Origin of the sequence: Streptomyces sp. ISL-100 (assembly GCF_018614615.1) — a bacterium.
Taxonomy (GTDB): domain Bacteria; phylum Actinomycetota; class Actinomycetes; order Streptomycetales; family Streptomycetaceae; genus Streptomyces.
In genome coordinates this window covers 124,287-144,835 of record NZ_JAGGOK010000010.1, presented here as the reverse complement: position 1 = coordinate 144,835, position 20,549 = coordinate 124,287, and the positions used below count along the sequence as shown (strand labels likewise).

The following is a 20,549-nucleotide window of genomic DNA, read 5'->3' as shown; positions in this document are numbered from 1 at the left end:
GGGGTGCGTGTGCAGAAGCCACGACATCGGTACGGAGGCGGGAGCGCTGCCTTGCGGGGAGGCGGAGGGACGCGCCGCGTCACGGCGGGTGACGGGCCGTTCGCTGTTCGGCACCTTTGAGCAGCGAAAAGAGGAGCCCGTCGTTCCGCATCCGGAGACCGGGTCGCCGTACAGGCAGTCGCCACTCCTGACCCTGCGATCAGTTGATGACGAATCAGCAAACGAACGGCGCACGCCGACGCGCTCATGGTGGCGGGCCGCCAAGTCCACACTGCCTCCGGGGCTTCCGGGGACCGTAAGGCGTCGCGGGGAACTCCCTGGCGCGGCACAAAGCCTGACGGCGGTGGACGCGCGTAGAGCGACCGAAAGACGCCCTTGTAGAAGCTTCAACCGGACCGCCAGGATTCCTACCAGCCGCCTGCTTGTCAGGATCATGACTGCTACGAATGGTCGTGGTTCTTGCATCGGCGTACTGACGGGCCTGCCCACCCAGCGGGCCCTTGGGATCCCCCACCGGAGGATGTAGTGAACTTCAAGCGCCTCTCTCCCCTCGGCGGCGTCGCGAGACGTGCACGGCTGATCGCCGTCGCATCGACTCTGCTGACCGTCTCCGCGCTTGCAACGCCGATCGCCGCCGCCGAACCGACCGACAACGCACGGCCCACCGCCGCCCAGCTCGCCGAAACGGGCGACGCCGTGCTCGGCGCGGACGTGGCGGGCACGGCCTGGTACACGGACAAGGCTTCGGGCAAGCTCGTCGTTACGGCCGACAGCACCGTCTCGGCCGCTGAGATCACGAAGATCAAGAAGGCGGCGGGCGAACGTGCCGGTGCCCTCGAGATCAAGCGCACGCCCGGCACCTTCAAGGAACTCATAGCGGGCGGCCAGGCAATCTACAGCGGCACCGGCCGCTGCTCGCTCGGCTTCAACGTCCGCAGCGGAACCACGTACTACGCCCTCACCGCCGGCCACTGCACCAACAACACCAGCACCTGGTACACCAACTCGGCCAGGACCACGGTGCTCGGCTCCACTGCCGGTTCCAGCTTCCCGACGAACGACTACGGCATTATCCGCCACTCCAACAGCTCCGCCGCCGACGGCCGGGTCTACCTCTACAACGGCTCGTACCGCGACATCACGGCCGCAGGCAACGCCTCCGTCGGACAGGCCGTCCAGCGCAGCGGCAGCACCACCGGCCTTCGCGGCGGCACGGTGACCGGCCTCAACGCGACCGTCAACTACGGCGGCGGCGACGTCGTCTACGGCCTCATCCAGACCAACGTCTGCGCCGAGCCGGGGGACAGCGGCGGCGCCATGTTCGCCGGCAGCACCGCGCTCGGCCTGACCTCGGGCGGCAGCGGCAACTGCTCGTCGGGCGGTACGACGTTCTTCCAGCCGGTGACTGAGGCGCTGAGCGCGTACGGAGTAAGCGTCTTCTAGCCCACGGAACCAGATGGCCCAAGGGGCGGGCGAGCCGGCGGACTCTCCGGAGGGTCCGCCGGCTTCTCGCATCCGGCGGCAGAGGCGCTGCGCGCCCCCTGGCACACACGCGCTGGGCGCGCAACCGCCTGTCGTCGGTCACGCGCCCAGCAAATGGGGGAGTTGCCCAGTAGTACGTACGGCCCCCCACGTGTGTTCACCGGCACCGAGCGGCAATCGCCCAGCCCGCGCAGCTTTCGGCCATACGGGCGATTTATCGGCCCGCGAGCGACCGGCGCACGTTAGCTGACGAACCATCATGTTCTTCTGGCCTCCCCTGTCACTCGCACCTCGTGCACAGCCGGAGGAGCCCCATGCCCCGCTTGTCCCGCTTCCCACGTCTGGCCGGTATTGCCACGGCCGCCGTCGCCCTCGCGGCGCTCGCGTCGGCGCCCACCTCCGCCCACGAGCCGACGTTGACGGACCCGCGCGTCGTCGAGCACTTCAACTTCGACGAAGGCCAGACGCCGGAGAACATCGCACTCGAACCCGACGGCTCGGCCAACGTCACGTTCGCCTTCGCCCGACAGGTCGCCCGCCTCTCCCCGCACCACGAGCCGCGCATCATCGCCGAGCTCCCCGCCGTGGCGAACCCGGACACCCCGATCGCCGGCGCCGCGGTCACGACCGGCATCGCACGGGCACATGACGGGACTCTGTACGTCAACTACGCCACCGGCAACAGGCTGACGGGCGTCTGGCGCGTCAGCCCGAAGCACCGCACGGCCAAGCAGATCGCGTGCCTGCCGGAGAACGGTTTCCCCAACGGCCTCGCGCTCGACGAGAAGCGCGGCGTGCTGTACGCCGCCGACTCGGTCAAGGGCACCGTGTGGCGCGTACCGGCGAAGGCCGCCCCGGGCCGCGGCTGCGTCAAGCCGAAGGCATGGGCCACGGGCAGCAAGCTCCAGCCGTTGCCCCCGCCGGCTGTGGGAGTCGGCGCAAACGGCCTCAAGCTGCGCAATGGCGCCGTGTGGGTATCCAACTCCGACAAGGGCCTGCTGCTGCGCATCCCGGTCAATCGGAACGGCTCCGCAGGGCCGATCCAGACCAGGGCAACCGGCCTGACCGGCATCGACGACTTCACCTTCGCCTTCCCCAAGCATGACGACACGGTCCTGGCGGCTTTGATCTCGAGCAGCGAGGTCGCCGTAGTACGCCCCAACGGCAGGCACTCCATCGCACTAACCGCGGAGGACGGCCTGTCGAACCCCACCTCCGTGGCAGTCCAAGGCAAGACGGTCTACGTCCCCAGCGCGTCGTACTTCATCACCCCGCCAAACCCGAACCTGCTCCTGGCCACACTGAACTAGCACCACCACAGGTCGTAGCCAGCAGACGATGGCGGTCTTGTCGCACCAAGCGGCAAGACCGCCATCGCCATGAGCGGTCCCACCTCTCAGCTGTTCCGCAGGGCCAGCCACTCCGAGGCATCGACAAAATGCACGTCGTACCGTTCCTGCTCGGCAAGCAGGCTCTCAAAAGCCTCGACCCCATGCTGAATACGCCCCAGGGCCCGGAAGTATTCGAAGCGGTCGACGCCCGGCGTCAGGACGGCGAGCAGATCAGCATCCGAGCCAGGAGCGGCACCGAAGGCATGCGGCATCCGAGGCGGCACTACAACAACGCCACCGTGCCCCACGGTCGCCACCTCACCATCAAGCAAAAACTCCACGGTGCCGTCGAGTACGTAAAACAACTCTGACGACAGCGAGTGACAGTGCGGCCGCGCACCATCGGCGCCCTCCCCGAGGGTCAGCCGGTTGGCCCCGAGCGCGCCACCGGTCTGCCCCCCATCGGCGAGCAACCGAAACCCACCACCATGCGGCAGCGGAACACGCTCGGCCTCCTCGGCCCCCACGACGAGCGCACCGCCAGCACCACCCACGCCGCCCACACCATCCATTGCCCGATGAGTCATCCCGGCCCCTTCATCGACTTCTTTCATCGACTTCCTTCGGTCGACGTCCATCCCATCCCGGGAAGAAGCCGCGAACCAGAAGCGGTTGTCGCCTGCAGAAATCGCGGATCGTGATGAATCGGGGGAGCGTATGGAACTGCGCCAACTGCGGTACTTCGTGGCAGTAGCCGAGGAGGGCGGCTTCGGCCGCGCCGCCGAGCGCCTGAGCATCGTCCAGTCGGCGGTGAGCCAGCAGATCAGCCGCCTGGAGCGTGAGCTGGGCGTAACCCTCTTCATACGCTCAACGCGCCAGGTGCGCCTGTCAGCCGCCGGCGAACGACTGCTGCCGGAGGCACACGCGGTCCTCGCGGCCGCGCACCGCACACACCAGGTGGCCGCCGAAATAGCATCCGGCGCCACAGGAGTCCTACGCCTGGGAACGATCCACGGCCCGGGCGACCGGATCTACCGCCTCCTGAACAACCTCGCGGCCGTAGCCCCACACGTCCAAGTCCGCCCGCGCCGTCTGCCGCTCCCCGACCGTCTCACCGCGATACGTTCCGGCGAGCTCGACGCGGCGCTGGTACGAGCCCTGCGAACAGCCCCGGACCTGGAACTCCTGCCCATGTGGCGCGACCCCCTGTACGCGGCCGTACCCAGCGATCACCCACTTGCGTCCGAGCCGGCCCTGAGCCTGGAGCAACTGGCAGACCTGCCACTGAGACTCGCCCCGCGCCAGAACAACGCACCCTTCCACGACCTGATCACTACCGCCCTGCGCAAAGCCGGCGCAGAACCACGCCTCGGCCCCGCGTTCACGACCCTCCAGGAGACCCTCACCGCAATCGGCACAGCGGAATGCCCCTCCTGGACCCCCTTCTACGAGGTAACCGCCCTACCGCGGCTCCCCCACGTAGCAGTACGCCCCCTGACCGACCTGACTGTCACCACGTCCCTGGCCGCGCCTCCGGGACCCCCAAGCCCTCAGCTGCGCCACCTGCTCCAGGCCCTGGCCTCAACCCCACCGGGCGAGCCCGCCACCCCCAACGCAGCCGCATGACGCTAACCGGCGCCGAACTCCCCACGCCGCACAGCCCGAACGAACCCCGCCCACGCCCCGTTCGCCACGGCAATACGCGCGCCATCGGCCACTTTCGAGTCGCGCACGGCGGTACGCCCGACGAGGGCCGCCACCTCGACGCACTCAGTCCCGCTGCCGCCGCTGTACGAGGACTTGATCCAGCGGATGCCTTCGTGATCCATCAAAGCTCCTCGGAAGCCTGGTTCAGGAGTGCAGTTGAGGCGTTGAGATCCAACGCCTGGGCTTGCAAGTACTGGAACGCCAACTTATAGCGTTCGAGTTCCTCGGGCTTCTCCATGAATAGGCCGCCACCGATGATGTCGACGTACACGACGTCCAGTTCAGGCGCCGGCCCTCCAAGAATCACGAAGCTTCCGACGGCTGCGGCGTGTGCTCCGCCGGCGAACGGCAGTATCTGGATCGTGATGTGAGGACGCTTGGCCAGGTCCCGAATGTGCTGGAGCTGTTCCCGCATGACTTCGCGGCCGCCGACCATGCGGCGGATGACCGCCTCATCGACCACCGCCCAGATGTGTGGCGGGTCCTCCCGATCCAGCAGGTCCTGCCGCTTCATGCGGATGTCGACCATGTGCGCGATCTCTTGCTCGGTGCAGCGCATCTCGGAAGCGCGATGCACGGCCTCGGCGTACGCGCGCGTCTGGAGCAGGCCCGGGACGTACATACAGGAGTAGTGGTCCTCGCGGATGACCTCGTCTTCGAGGGTCAGCATGAGGTTCATGGACTCAGGGATCGGATCGGCAAGTGACCGCCACCACCCGCGGATCTTGGCTTCTTTGGCCAACTCGACGAGAGCCTGGCGTTCCTCTTCCGATGCGTCGTACTCGCGACAAAGAGCATGTACGGCGGGCCACTTGACTGTTCCGCCCTTGGTCTCGTAACGGCTCAGCGTGGCCTTTGAGATGCCGACGAGCGCTCCGGCTTCCTCCAGTGAGAGCCCTTTGCGCTCCCGCAGTCGACGCAAGTCCGCCCCGAGTTGGCGCCTGCGGGTAGTTGGTCCAACTGGCATGGTCGTGGCCCTTCATGTCGATCGCCTTGAGCGTGCACGGCGCGGAGCCGTACAGGCAAGACAGCGCACGCCCGGGGCGCGCACAGAGCAGGCATGCTCCCCCAATTCCCAAATGAGAGTTCCATATTGAGAGTTTCACTGTCACGCTGTGTGTGTGGCTCACTGCGCCACGCACTCGCCGCACTCGTGAAAGTGAGGACTGTCGGCATGGATAAGAGTCAGTGTGAGGTTCCCAGGAAGGCATGGGAGCTGCCCTTCCTGGCAGAAGCCGAAGAAGTTGCCGGGCTGCGACGAGTGATGGCCCTGCACCTCAGACTCTGGGGGCTGTCCGAACTGACTGACGCAGCGCAGCTCTGCGTGACCGAACTGGTCACCAACGTCCTGACGCACATCGGCCCGGGGACGCCAACGACCCTCGTCGTCTCCATGGCCGGCACGCGACTGCGCATCGAAGTCCATGACCCGGACGCGCGCGCACTGCCTACCTTGCTCGCTGCCACGGACCGCGACGAGTCGGGTAGAGGTATGGCGATCATCGACGCGATCACGGACCGCTGGGGCGTCGTCCTGCGAGCCGACTCCAAGGTCACGTGGTGCGAACTTCCCACGGACCTCATTACGCCAACAGGACACACAGGTGGCGGCCGTGTGACAAGGGCAGAGACGTTCCTGGCGCTCTACCGCGGGGCTACACACCCCACTGTCGACCCGACGGGACCGCTGGGACTGGCTGTGGCGGAGGAGGCGACGATCGACCTGATCGCCGACCTCCTCCACTGGCTACACGCCCACGGCCGCGACCCGGACGAGGCCCTCGACCGCGCCCAGATGCACTTCGAAGCGGAGGGCACAAGCAGGGCGTAAGAACGCTATCGACGTGCTGTCGTAGCGTCCGGTTCGCGCAAAGATCTCCAACGCCTGCTGATCTGTTACAGGCCAACAAGTGACTTGTTTTGGTGTATTCGGGTCGGTGAGCGTTCACCTGTGATCTAGCGTCGTGACGTGACGATGCGAGAGTTGCTCATTGAAGTGGCCGGAAAGTACGACCAGAAGCGGGGTACGGGGGCGGGCGTAGCGGGACAGCGTGTTCTCCGTGGTGTGGAGGGTCGCACGGATCTGTTCTTGCCTGATCGGTACTTCGCGAAGGGGTATGGCGGGCAGGGCACTGCCAGCACCTGTCCGTGGATCGGCGTGTTCGACCCGGATGTCAATACGGACCCCAAGGAGGGCCTCTATCTTGCGTACATCTTCAGCGCAGACCTGTCCGCTGTGACGCTAACTCTGCAACAAGGAGTCACGAAGCTCGAAGACCGGTTCCCGCGGAGAAGAGACTTCCTCGCGCACCTTGAGAACCGTGCGGCGGAACTGCTGGACTCGCTTCCACTGCGTCTGATTCAAGGGTGGACTGAACGCCCGTCCTTCGGCACAGGGGACCGCCCTAAGGCCTATGAGGCGGCCAACGTGGTGGGTCGTCGTTACCCGATCGCTGGCCTACCAGGGGAGAGCGATCTACGGGACGACCTGAGCCACGCGGCGAGTCTCCTGCAACGGGCAGCAGCAGCCGAAAAGCTGTGGTGGCATGAGGCGCGTACCGACCTGCCGGCTGTCGAATTCGAGCCTGGAAAGCATGCTGATGCAGGGACACTCGATGGGTTCCACCCGAAGAGCAGCAGAGACTACATCGCGAACATCGCTGCGAAGCAGCAGGTGAAGAGGCGGGACCACGAGCGCCTCATCGCTGATTTTGGGCCACATGCGGCGTCGCGAGGGTATGTCCCGATCACGGATCGGGTTCACCCCAAGGACCTTATTTTGCATCGAGGAGGTGAGGCGCGAGAGGAGGGCCCGGAGTGGCTCGTGGAGGCCAAGGTGGTGAAGACCGGTAATCCCACGACGGCTGTGCGTGAAGCCGTTGGTCAGCTGAAGGAGTACAGCTACTTCCTCTACCAGAAGCGCGATCAACCGGCGCCGTACCTCATAGGCCTCTTCACCGAGGATATCGGAGTGTACTCCACGTACCTGGAGGATCAGGGCATCGCGTCGATATGGAAGTCAGGTGGTGGATGGTCAGGGTCACGTATGGCTGCCACCTGGAACATGACTGATTAGGACTTTGAATCAGGCGCTGCTCCTGCCTTCGTCAGATCGCCGCCAGGCTCAGCAGTACTGCCGCGAATACGCATAGCGAGATGCCCCAGACCAGCATTGACCTGGCCGTGTACGACTTGCTCGTGCGTTCTACCACCGCGCGCGATGGCTCCGACGGGTCGTGGTGATGCCGAGTAGCAGTGACAGCAGCGCGAAGACCGCGTGGTCAGTAACCCGGCGAAGGTCATGGGACGTCGGGGGTGCCGTGGCAGTCGCGGTAGGGGTTGCCCGAGCCGCACCAGCACGGGGCGTTGCGCGGCGGGGGCCAGGGGGTTGCTCGGCCCCGGGCTGCCAGGGTGGTGGCGTACTGGGGGAGGAGGGAGGCGTCTGCTGGGGACGCTGATTCTGAGGCTGCGAATGCCTCGTAGGAGGGGACTGTGCCTCTTACGGTGCCTAGGTTCTGGGTGCCCGTCGAGGACAGGTCGCGCAGGGACGACTCGATTGCGGTGAGGTGAGCCGCGTGGGTGGGGTACTCCGTCGTCAGAGCGGGGTACGCCGTCAGGAGTTCGCGCAGTTCGTCCTCCGGCCAGTGCAGCATCGCCACTGGGAACGGGCGGGAGAGCGCCGTGCGGTACGTGCCCAGCTCGGCGCGCAGGCGGGCGATCTCGGCCTGGAGCTCCGCCGGGTTGTCCGAGCCCAGCGCCCACAGCCGCTTCGGGTCGTGCAGCTCGTCCAGGGGGATGGGGCCGGCGTGCATGGTGTCCGCCACCATGTCCCAGTCGTCGTGCGGCAGGCCCAGCAGGCGGCGTACGCGGTGGCGGCCGGTCACGAGGGAGCGGGCTCCGTACGGGATCTCCTCCGATGGGTCCGTGAGGAGCGTCAGTGCGGCGGTGAACGTGTCGTGGGCGGCGTGGAGTTCGTCGTGGGATTCCAGGGCCTCCGCGATGATCTCCCACGGGGCCGCCTCGCGCGGCGACGCGGCGCGGATGCCGTCGATGATCGCGCGGGCCTCCGCCTCGTGGCCGTACTCCCACAGGTTGGCCGCCTTGAGGGCCTTCACCAGGGGTGGATTGTCCGGGGCCTTCGCCAGGAGGTGGTCGTACAGCGTCGCCGCGCGGGCGCGGTCGCCGGACAGCTCCAGGTGGGCCGCGGCCTGGAGGTACAGCGGCTCCTGGTCCTCGGGATACTGCGCCGCGGTACGCAGCAGGCGCTCGGCTTCGGCGGTGTGATCGGCGTGATCGGCAGGCGTGTCGGGGCGCATGCACCACACCGTACTGCTGTACGGGGTGCGGGTGAGAGAGCCCGGGGCGGCGGGGCGCGGACGTGACGGGCGCGGCTCTGGAGAGTTGTCGGGGGAAGGCCTATCGTGCCCGCCGTGTGGGAGCGGGAGCAGAGGCGGATTCCGGTGGTGGTGCAGGGCGCCTCCCGGGGGCGTGCGGCGGCCGCGCGCGGGCTGTGGGTGGGTGCGGAGGCCGCCGTGACGTTCGGAGTCGTCGTGCTGCTCCTCGTCGTACATCAGCTGTGGTGGACCAACCGACAGGCCCGGGACGGCGCCGAGCGGAAGGTCCAGGCGCTGGAGAGGCAGTGGGAGGGGAGTGGGGGAGAGGCTGCTCTCCCGGATGCGGCGGCGGAGAAGGTGCCTGATGGCGTGGCCGCAGGTGATGGTGAGGTGGCTGAGGGTGGTGGGATTCGTGGGGGTGGCGGCGATACGTCCCGGGCGGGCGCCGGCGACCGTACGCCGTCGCCTCCCCGCTGGGATCAGGCGTACGCCATCCTCCGCATCCCGCGCCTCGGCGTGACCGCGCCCGTCGCGCAGGGCGTCAGCAAGGGCGGCGTACTCGACAAGGGGTACGTCGGGCATTATCCGCAGACCGCGCAGCCTGGCGGCGCCGGGAACTTCGCGCTGGCGGGGCATCGCAATACGCACGGGGAGCCGTTCCGCTACATCAACCGGCTGCGTGCCGGGGACGAGGTGCGAGTGGAGACGCGGGACGCTGTCTTCACGTACGTCGTGGATAAAGGGCTCGCCCAGACTTCGGCGCGCGACAGCGGGGTGATCGCGAAGGTGCCTCGGAGCAATGTGCGCACGGATGTCGGGTACACCGCTCCCGGCTACTACCTGACGCTCACGACCTGTACGCCCGAGTACACCTCCAAGTACCGGCTGGTGGTGTGGGGAAAGTTGGCGTCGATGCGGCCGCGCTAGCTCCTTGGAACTTAGTGGCCGCGTTGTGCGTCAGTGGGGTGTGAAGGAAGAGGTACCGGCAGGGGGCGTTGTCAGTGCCGGGCAGTAGCATCGGCTTCGTCTTCGGCTGAGAGTCGGTCGTTGGGAAGGAGGGGATCATGATTCGTTGTTCGGCGCGGTTGTTGCGCACGGTCGGTCTTGTCCTCTTCCTGCTGACCGAAATCCTGCTTATTGAGAACGGCAGCTTTTCCGCCGCCGTCGCACTCGCCGCCACCGCCGCGGCCGGTTCCGCCCTCGCGGCCTGCGCGCTCGTCGCGGCGCGCTCCGTTCCCGCCGTGCCGCGCACACGGGTGCGTACGGCGATACGGGACCGGGAGATACGCACCGCGTTCCTGCCCCAGCGTGATCCCGATGCGCGCGGGCGGACCAGGCCCCGGGCGCCGGGTCGTCGTCTTCTGACGACCACGGCGTAGGGGCGCGCACCGCCGCTTTTGAAGCAGGACGTCGAGTAGTTCGCGTTCTCGCGTACGCATCGCCCCTCGTGGGTCGTCAATGCCGATCTTTCTCTCTTCCGGCACGACGAGACCCCTCGGAGGGCTCACCATGTCCGTTTTCGCCAGCCTGGTCGCACGCCTCGCGGATCTGCTCGAACCGTTCTTCCACGCCTCCGCCGCAGCCGCCGCGATCGTCCTGTTCACGGCGTGTGTACGACTCGCCATCCATCCCCTGTCGCGGGCGACGGCCCGCGGCCAGAAGGCCCGCACCAAGCTCGCGCCGCAGATCGCCGAGCTGCGCAAGAAGCACGGCAAGAACCCTGAGCGCCTGCAGAAGGCAATCTTGGAGCTGCATGCGAAGGAGAAGGTCTCACCGCTGTCGGGCTGCCTGCCCAGCCTGTTTCAGCTGCCGGCGTTCTTCCTGATGTACCACCTCTTCTCGAACCAGCAGATCGGGGGCGGACCCAACGAACTCCTTACACACACCCTCTTCGCGAGCCCGCTCGGCGACCGCTGGACCGACGCGCTGGCGGACGGCGGGGTCTTCGGGGCGCAGGGGCTGCTGTACGTCGCGCTGTTCGCGGTCGTCGCGGCGGTGGCCACGTTCAGTTACCGGCGTACGAAGCAGCAGATGGCGGCCGCGCCCGGGATGCCGGTCGCGGGGCCGGACGGGGTGCAGCTGCCGGGCGCCGGGGCTATGGGAGCGATGGCCAAGGTGATGCCGCTGATGTCCTTCGCGACGATCGTCACGGTGGCCGTGGTGCCGTTGGCTGCCGCGTTGTACGTCGTCACCAGCACTACGTGGAGCGCGGTTGAGCGGGCGTGGCTGTACCGGGACATTCCGGCTGGTGAGAGGGCGGTAGCTACTGCTGCGAAGGGGGTCCCCCCATGCCCTTAAGGCTATGGGGGAGGTCCAGTCTGTGAACGGGGTCTTGCGGACTGGAACCGGACCTTGGAGGATCAGCCAATCCTCCGATGGCCGCACCCATCGGCCGGGGCCGAACGTGACTCTCGACCAGAGGAGACTGACCATGAAGCTGCTGCGTGTGGGAACGGCGGGTGCCGAACGTCCGGCACTGCTCGACCAGGACGGGACGCTCCGGGATCTGTCGGGCCTCGTCACGGACATCGACGGTGACCTGCTCGCCGACGAGGCGGCGCTCGGCCGGGTTCGCGCGGAGGCGGCGGGTGGTGAGCTGCCGGTGATCGACGACGCGGCCGGGACGCTTCGGGTCGGGCCGCCGCTCGGGCGTATCGGCAAGATCGTGTGTATTGGACTGAATTATCACGATCACGCGGCCGAGACGGGGGCGGCGATACCCGCCGAGCCGATCATCTTCTTCAAGGCCCCTGACACGGTCGTCGGTCCCGACGACACGGTTCTCGTACCGCGCGGCAGCACGAAGACCGACTGGGAAGTCGAGCTGGCTGTGGTCATTGGCCGTACCGCCCGCTACCTGGACTCTGCCGAGGACGGGCTCGCGCATGTCGCGGGGTACGCGGTCGCGCACGACGTCTCCGAGCGCGAGTTCCAGATCGAGCGCGGCGGCACCTGGGACAAGGGCAAGAACTGCGAGACGTTCAACCCGCTGGGCCCGTGGCTGGTGACGGCGGACGAGGTACCGGATCCGCAGGCGCTGGGTTTGAAGCTGTGGGTGAACGGCGAGCTGAAGCAGGACGGCACCACTGCTGAGCAGATCTTCTCGGTGGGAGAAGTGGTGCGGTATGTCAGCCAGTTCATGACGCTGTATCCGGGTGACGTCATCAACACGGGTACGCCGGCGGGTGTGGCTATGGGGCAGGCGGAGCCCAAGCCGTATCTCCGGTCGGGGGATGTTGTCGAGCTTGAGGTTGAGGGGCTGGGGCGGCAGCGGCAGGAGCTGAAGGACGCGTAGGCACGGTGCCCGGTGTCCCGGCGTGACCTGGAGGCCGGGCTTATCGTTGCACTACGCGGCTGCGCGCGCCTCTGCGGCAGCGGGGAGGAGCGGCACAGTGACTGTTCTGGAAGACAGGATCGTGATGGCCGACCAGAGCGAACTCACGCTCGACATGATGTTCGAGCTGCTGGAGCGGATGCCCGTCCCCGAGGGAATCAAGGCCGAGATCGTCCAGGGGGCCATCTACATGTCGCCGCAGCGCCAGACACACTGGGAGATCATCCTGGACATCGTGGAGCAGCTGAGGGCCCGCTACCCGCGCAAGCGCATCGCCTCCGATGTCCGGATCGACTTCCCCGGGCGCCTCAACGGCTTCGCCTCCGACGTAGCCGCCTTCAAGGAAGACTCGGTCAAGGATGGCAACGGCCGCTGGCGCTACCAGGACGTCGAGTTCGTCGCCGAGGTGATCTCCAAGGACACGGCAGGCAACGACTACGGCCCCAAGCTGGATGCCTATGCCGTCGCCGGCGTACCCGTATACGTAATCGCCGATCCGTACACCGGCGAGTGCCACCTCCACACGCGGCCGCGGGACGGGAAGTACCGCACGGCTCTGACTTTCGACTTCGGCGACGAGATCGACCTCACCGGCACGCTGGTCGGCATCACCCTCGGGACGGACGAGTTCCCGCGCGAGCAGAAGAAGGGCGGCGCTACAGCCGCACCGTGACGCCCTCGCGGGCCGAGCGGCGCGCCGCCTCCAGTACGTCGAGTGCCGCTGCCGCCTGCGCCGCGGTGACCGGGGGAGCGGTGCCCGCCCGTACGGCGGTGGCTACGGCCGCGTAGTACGCCGGGTAGTCGCCCGGCAGCGTCGGGACCGGGCTGCCGCCGCCCGTCGCCGGGGACTCGCCCGCGCCGATGCGCCCCCAGGCCGCCTCCGGCTCCTCGCCCCAGTTCCCGTCCGCCGCGGGCCGCTCGCCCTCGCGCAGCGCCGTCTCCTGTGGGTCCAGGCCGTACTTCACATAGCCCGCGCGCGAACCGAGCACCCGAAAGCGCGGGCCGAGCTGGGCGGTGGTGGCGCTCACGTAGAGGTGCGAGCGCACGCCGTTCGCATGCGTGATCGCGATGAACGTGTCGTCGTCCGCCTCGGCGCCGGGGCGGCGTACATCGGACTCGGCGTACACCCGGACCGCCGGGCCGAACAGCACCAGCGCCTGGTCGACGACATGACTGCCCAGGTCGTACAGCAGCCCGCCGATCTCCGCCGGGTCGCCCGACTCCCGCCAGCCGCCCTTGAGCTGCGGGCGCCACCGCTCGAAGCGTGACTCGAAGCGCTGTACGTCGCCGAGCTCGCCGGAGGCGATCAGCTGCTGGAGAGTCAGGAAGTCGTTGTCCCAGCGGCGGTTCTGGAAGACGGAGAGGAGAACGCCGCGGTCCTCCGCGAGCGCGGCCAGTTCACGCGCCTCGGCGGCGGTGCCGGCGACCGGCTTGTCCACGACGACCGGCAGGCCCGCCTTGATGGCGGCGGTGGCGATCGGGACGTGGGTCTTGTTGGGAGACGCGATCACGATCAGGTCCAGCTCGTCCGCTCGCGCCCACAGCTCGTCGGGCGAGGCCGCGATTCCGACGCCGGGGAACTGGGCGCGGGCCTGCTCCTGCCGCTCCGGATTCGAGGTGACGACGGTATCGAGGACGAGGCCCTCGGTCGCGGCGATGAGCGGGGCGTGGAAGACGGAGCCCGCGAGGCCGTAGCCCACGAGTCCTACGCGCAGCGGGGCGTGCGGGTTGGCGCGAGTGTCAGTGCCGGTGCCGGTGCCAGTCATGGCTCCTACTTAAGCAACGCTGTTGCCAAAGTGCAAGCGCAGTGGACAATGGGTCCGTGAACAAGAGCAATACGTGCGCGAACCTGCCGGCGCTGCGCAGCCACAACGCGGCGCTGGTGCTCGACCTGCTGCGTACGGCGGGCGAGGCCGGCATCAGCCGCCTCGAGCTCGCCGAGCGCACCGGCCTCACGCCGCAGGCCGTCAGCAAGATCACCGCACGGCTGCGGGCGGAGGGGCTGGTGGCGGAGGCCGGCCGGCGCGCGTCGACGGGCGGCAAGCCGCGGACGGTGCTGCGGCTGGTGCCGGACGCCGGGTACGCGGTGGGGCTGCACCTGGACCGCGACGAGCTGACGGCGGTCCTGGTGGACCTCGCGGGCACGACGGTCGCCGCGCGGAGGTCGCCGCTGGACTTCGGGGCGGGGGCGGAGGTGGTGCTGGAAGCGGCGTCCCGCGAGATCACCGCACTGGGCTCTGACGACCTTCCGTCCCGGCCCCTGCGTCGGCAGGCGCTGCTCGGGGTCGGGGTTGCCGCGCCCGGGCCGCTTGATCACGGTCGGGGGGTGTTGCATCGCGTCACCGGGTTTCCGCAGTGGGACGGGTTCGCGTTGCGGGAGGTGCTGAGCGAGCGGCTCGGGCTGCCGGTGGTCGTGGACAAGGATACGAACGCAGCCGCCCTCGGGCTGGCTCTTCGTGCCCGCCCCGCCGGGGGATCGTTCGCGTACCTCCATCTCGGTACGGGGCTCGGTTCCGGACTTGTGCTCGGCGGGGCGCTCTATCGCGGGGCGCGCACCGGAGCGGGTGAGTTCGGGCACCAGACGCTGCAGCTGGACGGGCCCGTCTGCGGCTGTGGTGGTCACGGCTGCATTGAGGCGTTGTGCCTGGCCGCCGTCGCCCGCGGCGACCTCGCCGAGGCCGCACGCGTTCTCGGGGCCGGGGCCGCCAACCTCGTCGGCCTGCTCGACATCGACCGCGTGCTGATCGGCGGTCGTGTCATCGCCGCTCATGAAGAAGTCTTTGTACGAGGCGTGGGCGAGGTGCTCAGCGAACTCGCCCGGCGTGAGGGCAGCGGCCCGGCCGTGCCGGTCGCCGCGGCAGGAGGCGATGGGCGCGGAGTCGCCGACGGGGCCGCGCAGCTGGTCCTCGCGCCGCTCTTCGGGCATGCGGATGTGGCGTTTCCCGGTGCCGGCACCGGTGCCGGCACCGGTGCCAGTGCCGGTGCGGGTTCGGGTGCTGGTAGTGGTGCCGGCAGTGCCGACTCGGCCGTTGGGGGGATTTAGCGGACTGTATGACCGCTCGCGGTCGTGGCATGCGCGGTTGGGGGCTGTGCTCCTGGCAGGGTCATGGGGGCATGACCGGATGACCCCGACCGCTCCGCGATCTGCAAAGGTTTCCCATGCGACTGCGCAGTGCCCCCGCCATCGCCCTCGGAGTCGCGGCAGTCACGATGGCTCCGGCGACGGTCGCTGACGCTGCGTCGCCGTCCCTGCCGGCCCTCGCCATGGCGCCCGTCCCCGGCGCGGACCAAGAGCCCTCGTGCGGTGATCCCGACTCCGCGGACTTCCCCATTCGCACCCGCCTGCGCGGCGGCCCGGGCACGTACGAGGCCGGCGGCGGCTTCAGGAACTGGTACCTCGAACTCACCAACGCGACCGGCGAGAGCTGCCACAACATCCACCCGGTCATCGTCATGGTCACCGACGGCCGCGACCGTGAACCCACGTCCGACAAGGCCGAGGACCGGGCTCGGTTCGAGTTCTACGACGACGGTGCTGAGCGCTGGCGCTCGGTCCCCTTCGAGAAGACCGACGCGGACGAGTACATCGGCGTATTCGGCCACGGGTTCACCGGATTCACCGTCGCCGCGGGCAAGACCGTCACCGTGAAGGTACGGCTCGCCTTCGCCGCAGGGGCCCGGCCCGGCGACGTCGTCGCCAACGCCGCCGTCGTACAACGGCACGGTGATGACGGGGAGTGGGTCGGCGAGTCCAACGACTACCGCTTCGCCGTCACCGGCCGCAGCGCCGACCACGATCGCGACCCCGATTCCGATCCGTCGCGCGATGCCGAGCGCGATCCCGAACGCGATGCCGATCCTGACGTCAGCTCCAGCCCCGACGCCGAGCTCGACCCCGCCCCCGACCCCGGCGACGATGACGACCGTACGCCGCCCATCGCCAAGCTCCCCGACCGCCTGGCCATGACCGGCCGTACCCCCGCCAGCCTGCTCACACTCGGGGCCACCGCCGGCGCGCTCCTCCTCGCGGGCGGGGCGCTCATGGTCGGATCCCGGCGCCTCCGGGCGGCAGCGACGCGACGGCGACAGTGAATCCCAACCAGCACCCCAGCCCCGCCCCCACCCCCTCCGGCGCCGGTCACGGCCGAGTCGTCGTTCCGCTGGTGCGGATGAGGGCTCGCCGCCCCGACGAGCCGCACCGGGCGGCCACCCCGCTGGAGCTGTTCTTCGACCTCTGCTTCGTCGTGGCCGTGGCGCAGGCCGGCGCGCGGCTGGTGCACGCCGTGGCCGAGGGCGACCCAGGGAACGGGATCACGGGCTACCTGTTCGTCTTCTTCGCGATCTATTGGGCCTGGGTCAATTTCACTTGGTTCGCGTCCGCCTACGACAGCGACGACATCCCGTACCGACTCGCCACGCTGGTGCAGATCTCCGGCGTCCTCGTCCTGGCCGCCGGAGTCCCGCGCGCCTTCGACCACGCCGATTACGGGGTCGCGATCGTCGGCTACCTGATCATGCGCGTCGCGCTCACCCTCCAGTGGCTGCGGGCCGCGCACGGTGAAACAGGAGCCGCGAGAGCAGCGGCGCTGCGCTATGCCGCCGGGCTTGTGCTGGTGCAGCTGGGCTGGGTGCTGCTGCTGTTGCTGCCCGACGCCGCCTGGACGTGGGGCTTCCTGCTGCTCGCCGCCGCCGAGCTCGCCGTGCCGGCCTTCGCCGAGAACCGCCACCGGACCAGCTGGCATCCGCACCACATCGCCGAACGCTACGGCTTGTTCACCATCATCATGCTCGGCGAAACCATTGCCGCCGCCACCGTGGCCGTGCAGTCGGCCCTGGACGAATCAGCGGCGCTCGACGAACTGCTGCCGATCGCGGCCGGCGGGCTGGTCATCGTCTTCGCCGCCTTCTGGATCTACTTCGCCGTGCCCATTCACGAATACCTCCGCTCCAACCGGCAGGCGTTCTTCTGGGGGTACGGCCACTACCTGATCTTCGGCTCTGCCGCCGCGATCGGCGCCGGCATCGAGGTGGCGGTCGAACAGGCGACGCACCACGCCCACATCTCCACGCTCGCGGCCTCCCTCGCCGTCACCGTTCCCACAGCCCTCTTCATGCTCACGGTGTGGCTCGTGCACGCTCGCCACTTCAAACGAGGCACCGCGCAGCAAATGGTCCTGCTCGTCGGCGCGCTGCTCGTACTCCCCACCAGCTTCGCCGGGCACTGGGCCGTACCGCTGGCCGGACTGGTCGCCGCCTGCACGGTCGCCGTTGGGGTCTACCTCTCCATCACCCAAGGCAGCCGGGAAACACGCTGACCTACGCTGATCCGCGCTCGTCCCCCGCCGCTCGCAGCAAGCGTTCAACATCGTCTGCGAACATCCAGTCCGTGGACTACCCGAAGGACTACCCGTACGCGCACGACCAGGACCCCGGCGCGCCGATCCGCTCCGGCATCCCGGAGCACGGCCGCGTTCCCAAGTACTACGCCGTCAAAGCCCATATCGCCGCGATGATCAGCGAGTTGGGCGAAGGTGAGCTTCTGCCGACCGAGCGGGATCTCGCCGTACGGTACGAAGTCTCCCGCGAGACGGTGCGCCAGGCGCTGAGAGAGCTGCTGCTGGAAGGGCGCCTGCGGCGGCAGGGGCGCGGCACCGTTGTCGCCGGTCCCAAGCTCGAACAGCCACTTGCCCTGGCCAGCTATACCGAGGGCGTACGCCGGCAGAACCGCGGGCCCGGACGTAACCTCATCGGGCTCGACCGCTTCCCCTGTCCGGCGGCCCTCGCCGCCGATGTGGGGGTGGACGCCGGCGATCCGGTCTGGCATCTGGAGCGGGTGCTGCTCGCGGACGACGAGCGCGTGGGGCTGGAGAGTACGTACGTCGCCGTCTCCCGCATCCCGCGCCTGGACGTGGACTTCGAGCCTGATTCGTCGTTCTACTCGTACCTTCATGATCGCGTCGGCGTGTCCTTCGGTGACGCCGACGAGCGCATCGAGACGGTCCTGGCGACTCCTCGCGAGGCGCTCCTCATCGGTACTCCGCCGGCGCTTCCCATGCTGCTGATCCACCGGCTCTCGCGGGACGTGGAGGGGCGGCCGCTGGAGCGGGTGCGGACGCTTTTCCGGGGAGACCGCTTCAGCTTTACGGTGCGGCTCGGCAACCGGGGTTAGCGCAACCCGGGTGAGGCGTTGGGCCGTGGGCGGCCTGTCCGGTTGCTCGCCTCCGCCGCCGATTCGCTACCGTCCCAGGAACGCCGCGGTGGTCGCCACGAACCAGTCGGCATCGTCCAGCCACGGGAAGTGTCCGGCTCCCGGCTGAATGACGAACTCGGCGTTCGGGAACAGCCCCGTGAACTCGGCCATCGCGGGAGGCGGACCTGTCAGGTCGACCTCTCCGGCCAGCAGGAGCACCGGCTGCTCGAACAGTGCGAGCGCCGCGCGGGTGGCGCTCGGGTCGAAAGCGCCTTCGGCGACGAAGGCGTTCGCGGCCTCCTTGTTCTTCTGCCCGTCCTCAGCAGCCTGATGGGCTTGAGCCACCTCGTCCCAGCGGCCGTAGAAGAACGGCGCGATGGCCTGCCAGCAGTCGTCCGTCGCCCGGCCCGCCACAATCGCTTCCAAGGCCGCGAACGCCGCGGCGAACCACGGCTCGTCCCGGCGGAGCTGCGCGGTCTCACGCCGGATGTCTCCGGTGACCTCGATCCCGACGGCCTTCGTGCTCGGCGTGATCAGCGCGAGCTTGCTGACGCGTTCCGGGTGGCGGCCGACGTACAGCGCGGCGAGATTCGCGCCGGCGGAATGCGCGAGCAGGTCCATCCGGTCGAGGCCGAGGTGCTCGCGCAGGGCCTCCACGTCGTCGACAAGCCGGTCGCAGCGGTACGAGTCGGGGTCCTCCGGGATCGCTGACTCGCCGGTGCCCCGAAGGTCCAGCGTGATCAACTGCCGGTGCGCGGAAAGGCCGCCGAGGTCGCCCAGGTACGCGGAGGCCTGCATCGGCCCTCCGGGCAGGCAGACCACAGGAGGGCCGTCTCCGAACACGTGGTACGCGAGCTTGGTTCCGTCGGGCGCGGAGAAGGTTGGCATGGCCGAGACCATGTCAGCGTCGTTCAGGCAGAGCAAATGACTTTCCCAGGTCAGATAACAGAAAGGTAACGGGTCTGGGCCGTCCTTGGGTGGCTGTTCACCGTGCCGTCGCCGGGCGGATCCATACGGGTCACCCGCCGCCAGGAGCGTGACCGCCGTGAGAGTCATAGTCGTTGGAGCCGGCGTCGTGGGAACCGTGCACGCCTGGCACGCAGTGGAACGCGGCCACGAGGTCGTCCAGATCGAGCGCGAGACCGAAGCCCGCGGGGCCAGCCTCCGCAACTTCGGCCAGATATGGGTCAGCGGCCGCGCGGGCGGTGAGGAGCTCGAAACCGCCCTGCGCGCCCGCGAGCTCTGGGAAGGCATCGGGGCCCGCATCCCCGAGCTCGGCTTCCGGGCCATCGGCTCGCTGACGCCCGTACGGGGCGACCTGGAGCTGGCCGTCGCCGAGGCCGCCCTGAACCGTCCCGATGCGGCCGCCCGCGGCTACAAGCTGCTGACGGCCGACGAGGCCCGCGCCGCGAACCCCGCCCTGCGCGGCGCGTTCCAAGCCGCCCTGTGGTGCGAGCGGGACGCCGCCGTCGAGCCGCGCACCGCCCAACTTGCCCTCAAGCAGGCACTGTTGCGGTCCGGCCGGTACACCTTCATCGGCGGGCGCGAAGTCCGTGAGGTCGTAGGTGAGAACGCTGTCCGGGACGACCACGGCGACGTACACACCGGTGACGCGGTCGTCCTGTGTACGGGCGCCTGGCTCGGCGGGCTCGTCAAGGAGCTCGTCCCCGATCTGCCCGTACGCCGCGTCCGCCTCCAGATGATGCAGACCGAGCCCCTCGGCGAGGCCCTCACCACCTCCGTCGCCGACGCCGACAGCTTCCGCTACTACCCCGCCTACGCGAGCGACGCCCTCGACGCGCTCAACGCCGCCCAGGCCCAGGAGCCGACCGCCGCCGCTCACAAGATGCAGCTGCTGATGGTCCAGCGCCGCGACGGCGGACTGACCATCGGTGACACCCACGAGTACGAGCACCCCTTCGCCTTCGACGTCGTCGAGGAGCCGTACGAACACGTCGCCCGGGTGGCCGAATCCTTCCTCGGCCGCCCGCTCCCCAAGATCCGGCACCGCTGGGCGGGTGTTTACGCGCAGTGCACCGACACGAGCCGCGTCGTACACCGCCAGCAGGTGCGCGACGGCGTGTGGCTGGTGACCGGGCCCGGCGGGCGCGGCATGACGTGCTCACCGGCCATCGCCGAAACCACCGCGAACGAACTGGGCTGGTGAAACG

At 68.7% G+C, this 20,549-nt stretch carries 21 protein-coding genes; 15 read left to right on the top strand and 6 right to left on the bottom strand.

Features of this window, described 5'->3' with window-relative positions; all coding sequences use genetic code 11:
* Positions 1–525 precede the first annotated feature (525 nt).
* Both J7E89_RS06115 and J7E89_RS06110 read left to right on the top strand, forming a co-directional pair.
* Positions 526–1,443, top strand: a complete 918-nt coding sequence (locus J7E89_RS06115; protein WP_214969225.1) for a S1 family peptidase — start codon at positions 526–528, stop codon at positions 1,441–1,443.
* 353 nt (positions 1,444–1,796) lie between these two features.
* Positions 1,797–2,792 carry a hypothetical protein gene (locus J7E89_RS06110; RefSeq protein ID WP_214969223.1) on the top strand — a complete coding sequence of 332 codons (996 nt, stop codon included), beginning with the start codon at positions 1,797–1,799 and terminating at the stop codon, positions 2,790–2,792.
* An 86-nt stretch (positions 2,793–2,878) separates the two neighbouring features.
* Here J7E89_RS06110 and J7E89_RS06105 read toward each other — a convergent pair whose 3' ends face one another.
* A complete protein-coding gene (locus J7E89_RS06105; RefSeq protein ID WP_251060152.1) occupies positions 2,879–3,451 on the bottom strand; it encodes a cupin domain-containing protein in 573 nt (190 codons plus the stop codon).
* A 79-nt stretch (positions 3,452–3,530) separates the two neighbouring features.
* Between J7E89_RS06105 and J7E89_RS06100 the strand changes: the two genes are divergently transcribed.
* Positions 3,531–4,439: a LysR family transcriptional regulator gene (locus tag J7E89_RS06100; protein ID WP_214969221.1), complete on the top strand. Its 909-nt coding sequence runs from the start codon at positions 3,531–3,533 to the stop codon at positions 4,437–4,439.
* A 2-nt stretch (positions 4,440–4,441) separates the two neighbouring features.
* Here J7E89_RS06100 and J7E89_RS06095 read toward each other — a convergent pair whose 3' ends face one another.
* A complete protein-coding gene (locus J7E89_RS06095; protein ID WP_214969219.1) occupies positions 4,442–4,642 on the bottom strand; it encodes a DUF397 domain-containing protein in 201 nt (66 codons plus the stop codon).
* Positions 4,642–5,487: a helix-turn-helix transcriptional regulator gene (locus J7E89_RS06090; RefSeq protein ID WP_214969217.1), complete on the bottom strand. Its 846-nt coding sequence runs from the start codon at positions 5,485–5,487 to the stop codon at positions 4,642–4,644. The genes J7E89_RS06095 and J7E89_RS06090 overlap by 1 nt, the downstream gene beginning before the upstream one ends.
* A gap of 207 nt (positions 5,488–5,694) precedes the next feature.
* Between J7E89_RS06090 and J7E89_RS06085 the strand changes: the two genes are divergently transcribed.
* Positions 5,695–6,351, top strand: coding sequence for an ATP-binding protein (locus tag J7E89_RS06085; RefSeq protein WP_214969215.1), 657 nt, complete (start codon positions 5,695–5,697; stop codon positions 6,349–6,351).
* A gap of 144 nt (positions 6,352–6,495) precedes the next feature.
* Positions 6,496–7,596 (top strand): MrcB family domain-containing protein, encoded by a 1,101-nt coding sequence (locus J7E89_RS06080; RefSeq protein WP_251060176.1) that lies wholly within the window; start codon positions 6,496–6,498, stop codon positions 7,594–7,596.
* Between the two features lie 223 nt (positions 7,597–7,819).
* On the opposite strand, the gene J7E89_RS06075 is transcribed toward J7E89_RS06080, so the two are convergent.
* Positions 7,820–8,836 (bottom strand): SEC-C domain-containing protein, encoded by a 1,017-nt coding sequence (locus tag J7E89_RS06075; RefSeq protein WP_214969211.1) that lies wholly within the window; start codon positions 8,834–8,836, stop codon positions 7,820–7,822.
* A gap of 114 nt (positions 8,837–8,950) precedes the next feature.
* Between J7E89_RS06075 and J7E89_RS06070 the strand changes: the two genes are divergently transcribed.
* The 5 genes from J7E89_RS06070 (at position 8,951) to J7E89_RS06050 (ending at position 12,861) form a co-directional block, all read left to right on the top strand.
* Entirely contained in the window at positions 8,951–9,781 is an 831-nt protein-coding gene (locus J7E89_RS06070; protein ID WP_214969484.1) for a class E sortase, read from the top strand.
* A 137-nt stretch (positions 9,782–9,918) separates the two neighbouring features.
* Positions 9,919–10,233, top strand: coding sequence for a DUF6412 domain-containing protein (locus tag J7E89_RS06065; protein WP_214969209.1), 315 nt, complete (start codon positions 9,919–9,921; stop codon positions 10,231–10,233).
* Positions 10,234–10,363: 130 nt separating this feature from the next.
* Positions 10,364–11,152: a YidC/Oxa1 family membrane protein insertase gene (locus J7E89_RS06060; protein WP_214969207.1), complete on the top strand. Its 789-nt coding sequence runs from the start codon at positions 10,364–10,366 to the stop codon at positions 11,150–11,152.
* A 133-nt stretch (positions 11,153–11,285) separates the two neighbouring features.
* Positions 11,286–12,149 carry a fumarylacetoacetate hydrolase family protein gene (locus J7E89_RS06055; RefSeq protein WP_214969205.1) on the top strand — a complete coding sequence of 288 codons (864 nt, stop codon included), beginning with the start codon at positions 11,286–11,288 and terminating at the stop codon, positions 12,147–12,149.
* Between the two features lie 97 nt (positions 12,150–12,246).
* Positions 12,247–12,861 (top strand): Uma2 family endonuclease, encoded by a 615-nt coding sequence (locus tag J7E89_RS06050; protein ID WP_214969202.1) that lies wholly within the window; start codon positions 12,247–12,249, stop codon positions 12,859–12,861.
* Here J7E89_RS06050 and J7E89_RS06045 read toward each other — a convergent pair.
* Entirely contained in the window at positions 12,845–13,954 is a 1,110-nt protein-coding gene (locus tag J7E89_RS06045; RefSeq protein ID WP_214969200.1) for a Gfo/Idh/MocA family oxidoreductase, read from the bottom strand. The two genes, J7E89_RS06050 and J7E89_RS06045, sit on opposite strands and share 17 nt — an antisense overlap.
* A gap of 56 nt (positions 13,955–14,010) precedes the next feature.
* Here J7E89_RS06045 and J7E89_RS06040 point away from each other — a divergent pair, with 56 nt between their 5' ends.
* The 4 genes from J7E89_RS06040 to J7E89_RS06025 all read left to right on the top strand — a co-directional run bounded on the left by J7E89_RS06040 (position 14,011) and on the right by J7E89_RS06025 (position 18,357).
* Complete coding sequence (locus tag J7E89_RS06040; protein ID WP_214969198.1) at positions 14,011–15,231, top strand: ROK family transcriptional regulator; 1,221 nt, start codon at positions 14,011–14,013, stop codon at positions 15,229–15,231.
* A gap of 116 nt (positions 15,232–15,347) precedes the next feature.
* On the top strand, positions 15,348–16,280 hold the full coding sequence (locus tag J7E89_RS06035) for a hypothetical protein (RefSeq protein WP_214969195.1): 933 nt from the start codon (positions 15,348–15,350) through the stop codon (positions 16,278–16,280).
* A 77-nt stretch (positions 16,281–16,357) separates the two neighbouring features.
* On the top strand, positions 16,358–17,503 hold the full coding sequence (locus J7E89_RS06030) for a low temperature requirement protein A (RefSeq protein ID WP_214969194.1): 1,146 nt from the start codon (positions 16,358–16,360) through the stop codon (positions 17,501–17,503).
* Between the two features lie 71 nt (positions 17,504–17,574).
* On the top strand, positions 17,575–18,357 hold the full coding sequence (locus J7E89_RS06025) for a GntR family transcriptional regulator (protein ID WP_214969192.1): 783 nt from the start codon (positions 17,575–17,577) through the stop codon (positions 18,355–18,357).
* 66 nt (positions 18,358–18,423) lie between these two features.
* Here the strand turns inward: J7E89_RS06025 and J7E89_RS06020 are convergent, their stop codons facing one another.
* Positions 18,424–19,266: an alpha/beta fold hydrolase gene (locus tag J7E89_RS06020; RefSeq protein WP_214969190.1), complete on the bottom strand. Its 843-nt coding sequence runs from the start codon at positions 19,264–19,266 to the stop codon at positions 18,424–18,426.
* Positions 19,267–19,423: 157 nt separating this feature from the next.
* On the opposite strand from J7E89_RS06020, the gene J7E89_RS06015 reads away from it, so the two are divergent.
* Entirely contained in the window at positions 19,424–20,545 is a 1,122-nt protein-coding gene (locus J7E89_RS06015; RefSeq protein ID WP_214969188.1) for a TIGR03364 family FAD-dependent oxidoreductase, read from the top strand.
* The last annotated feature ends 4 nt before the right edge of the window (positions 20,546–20,549 follow it).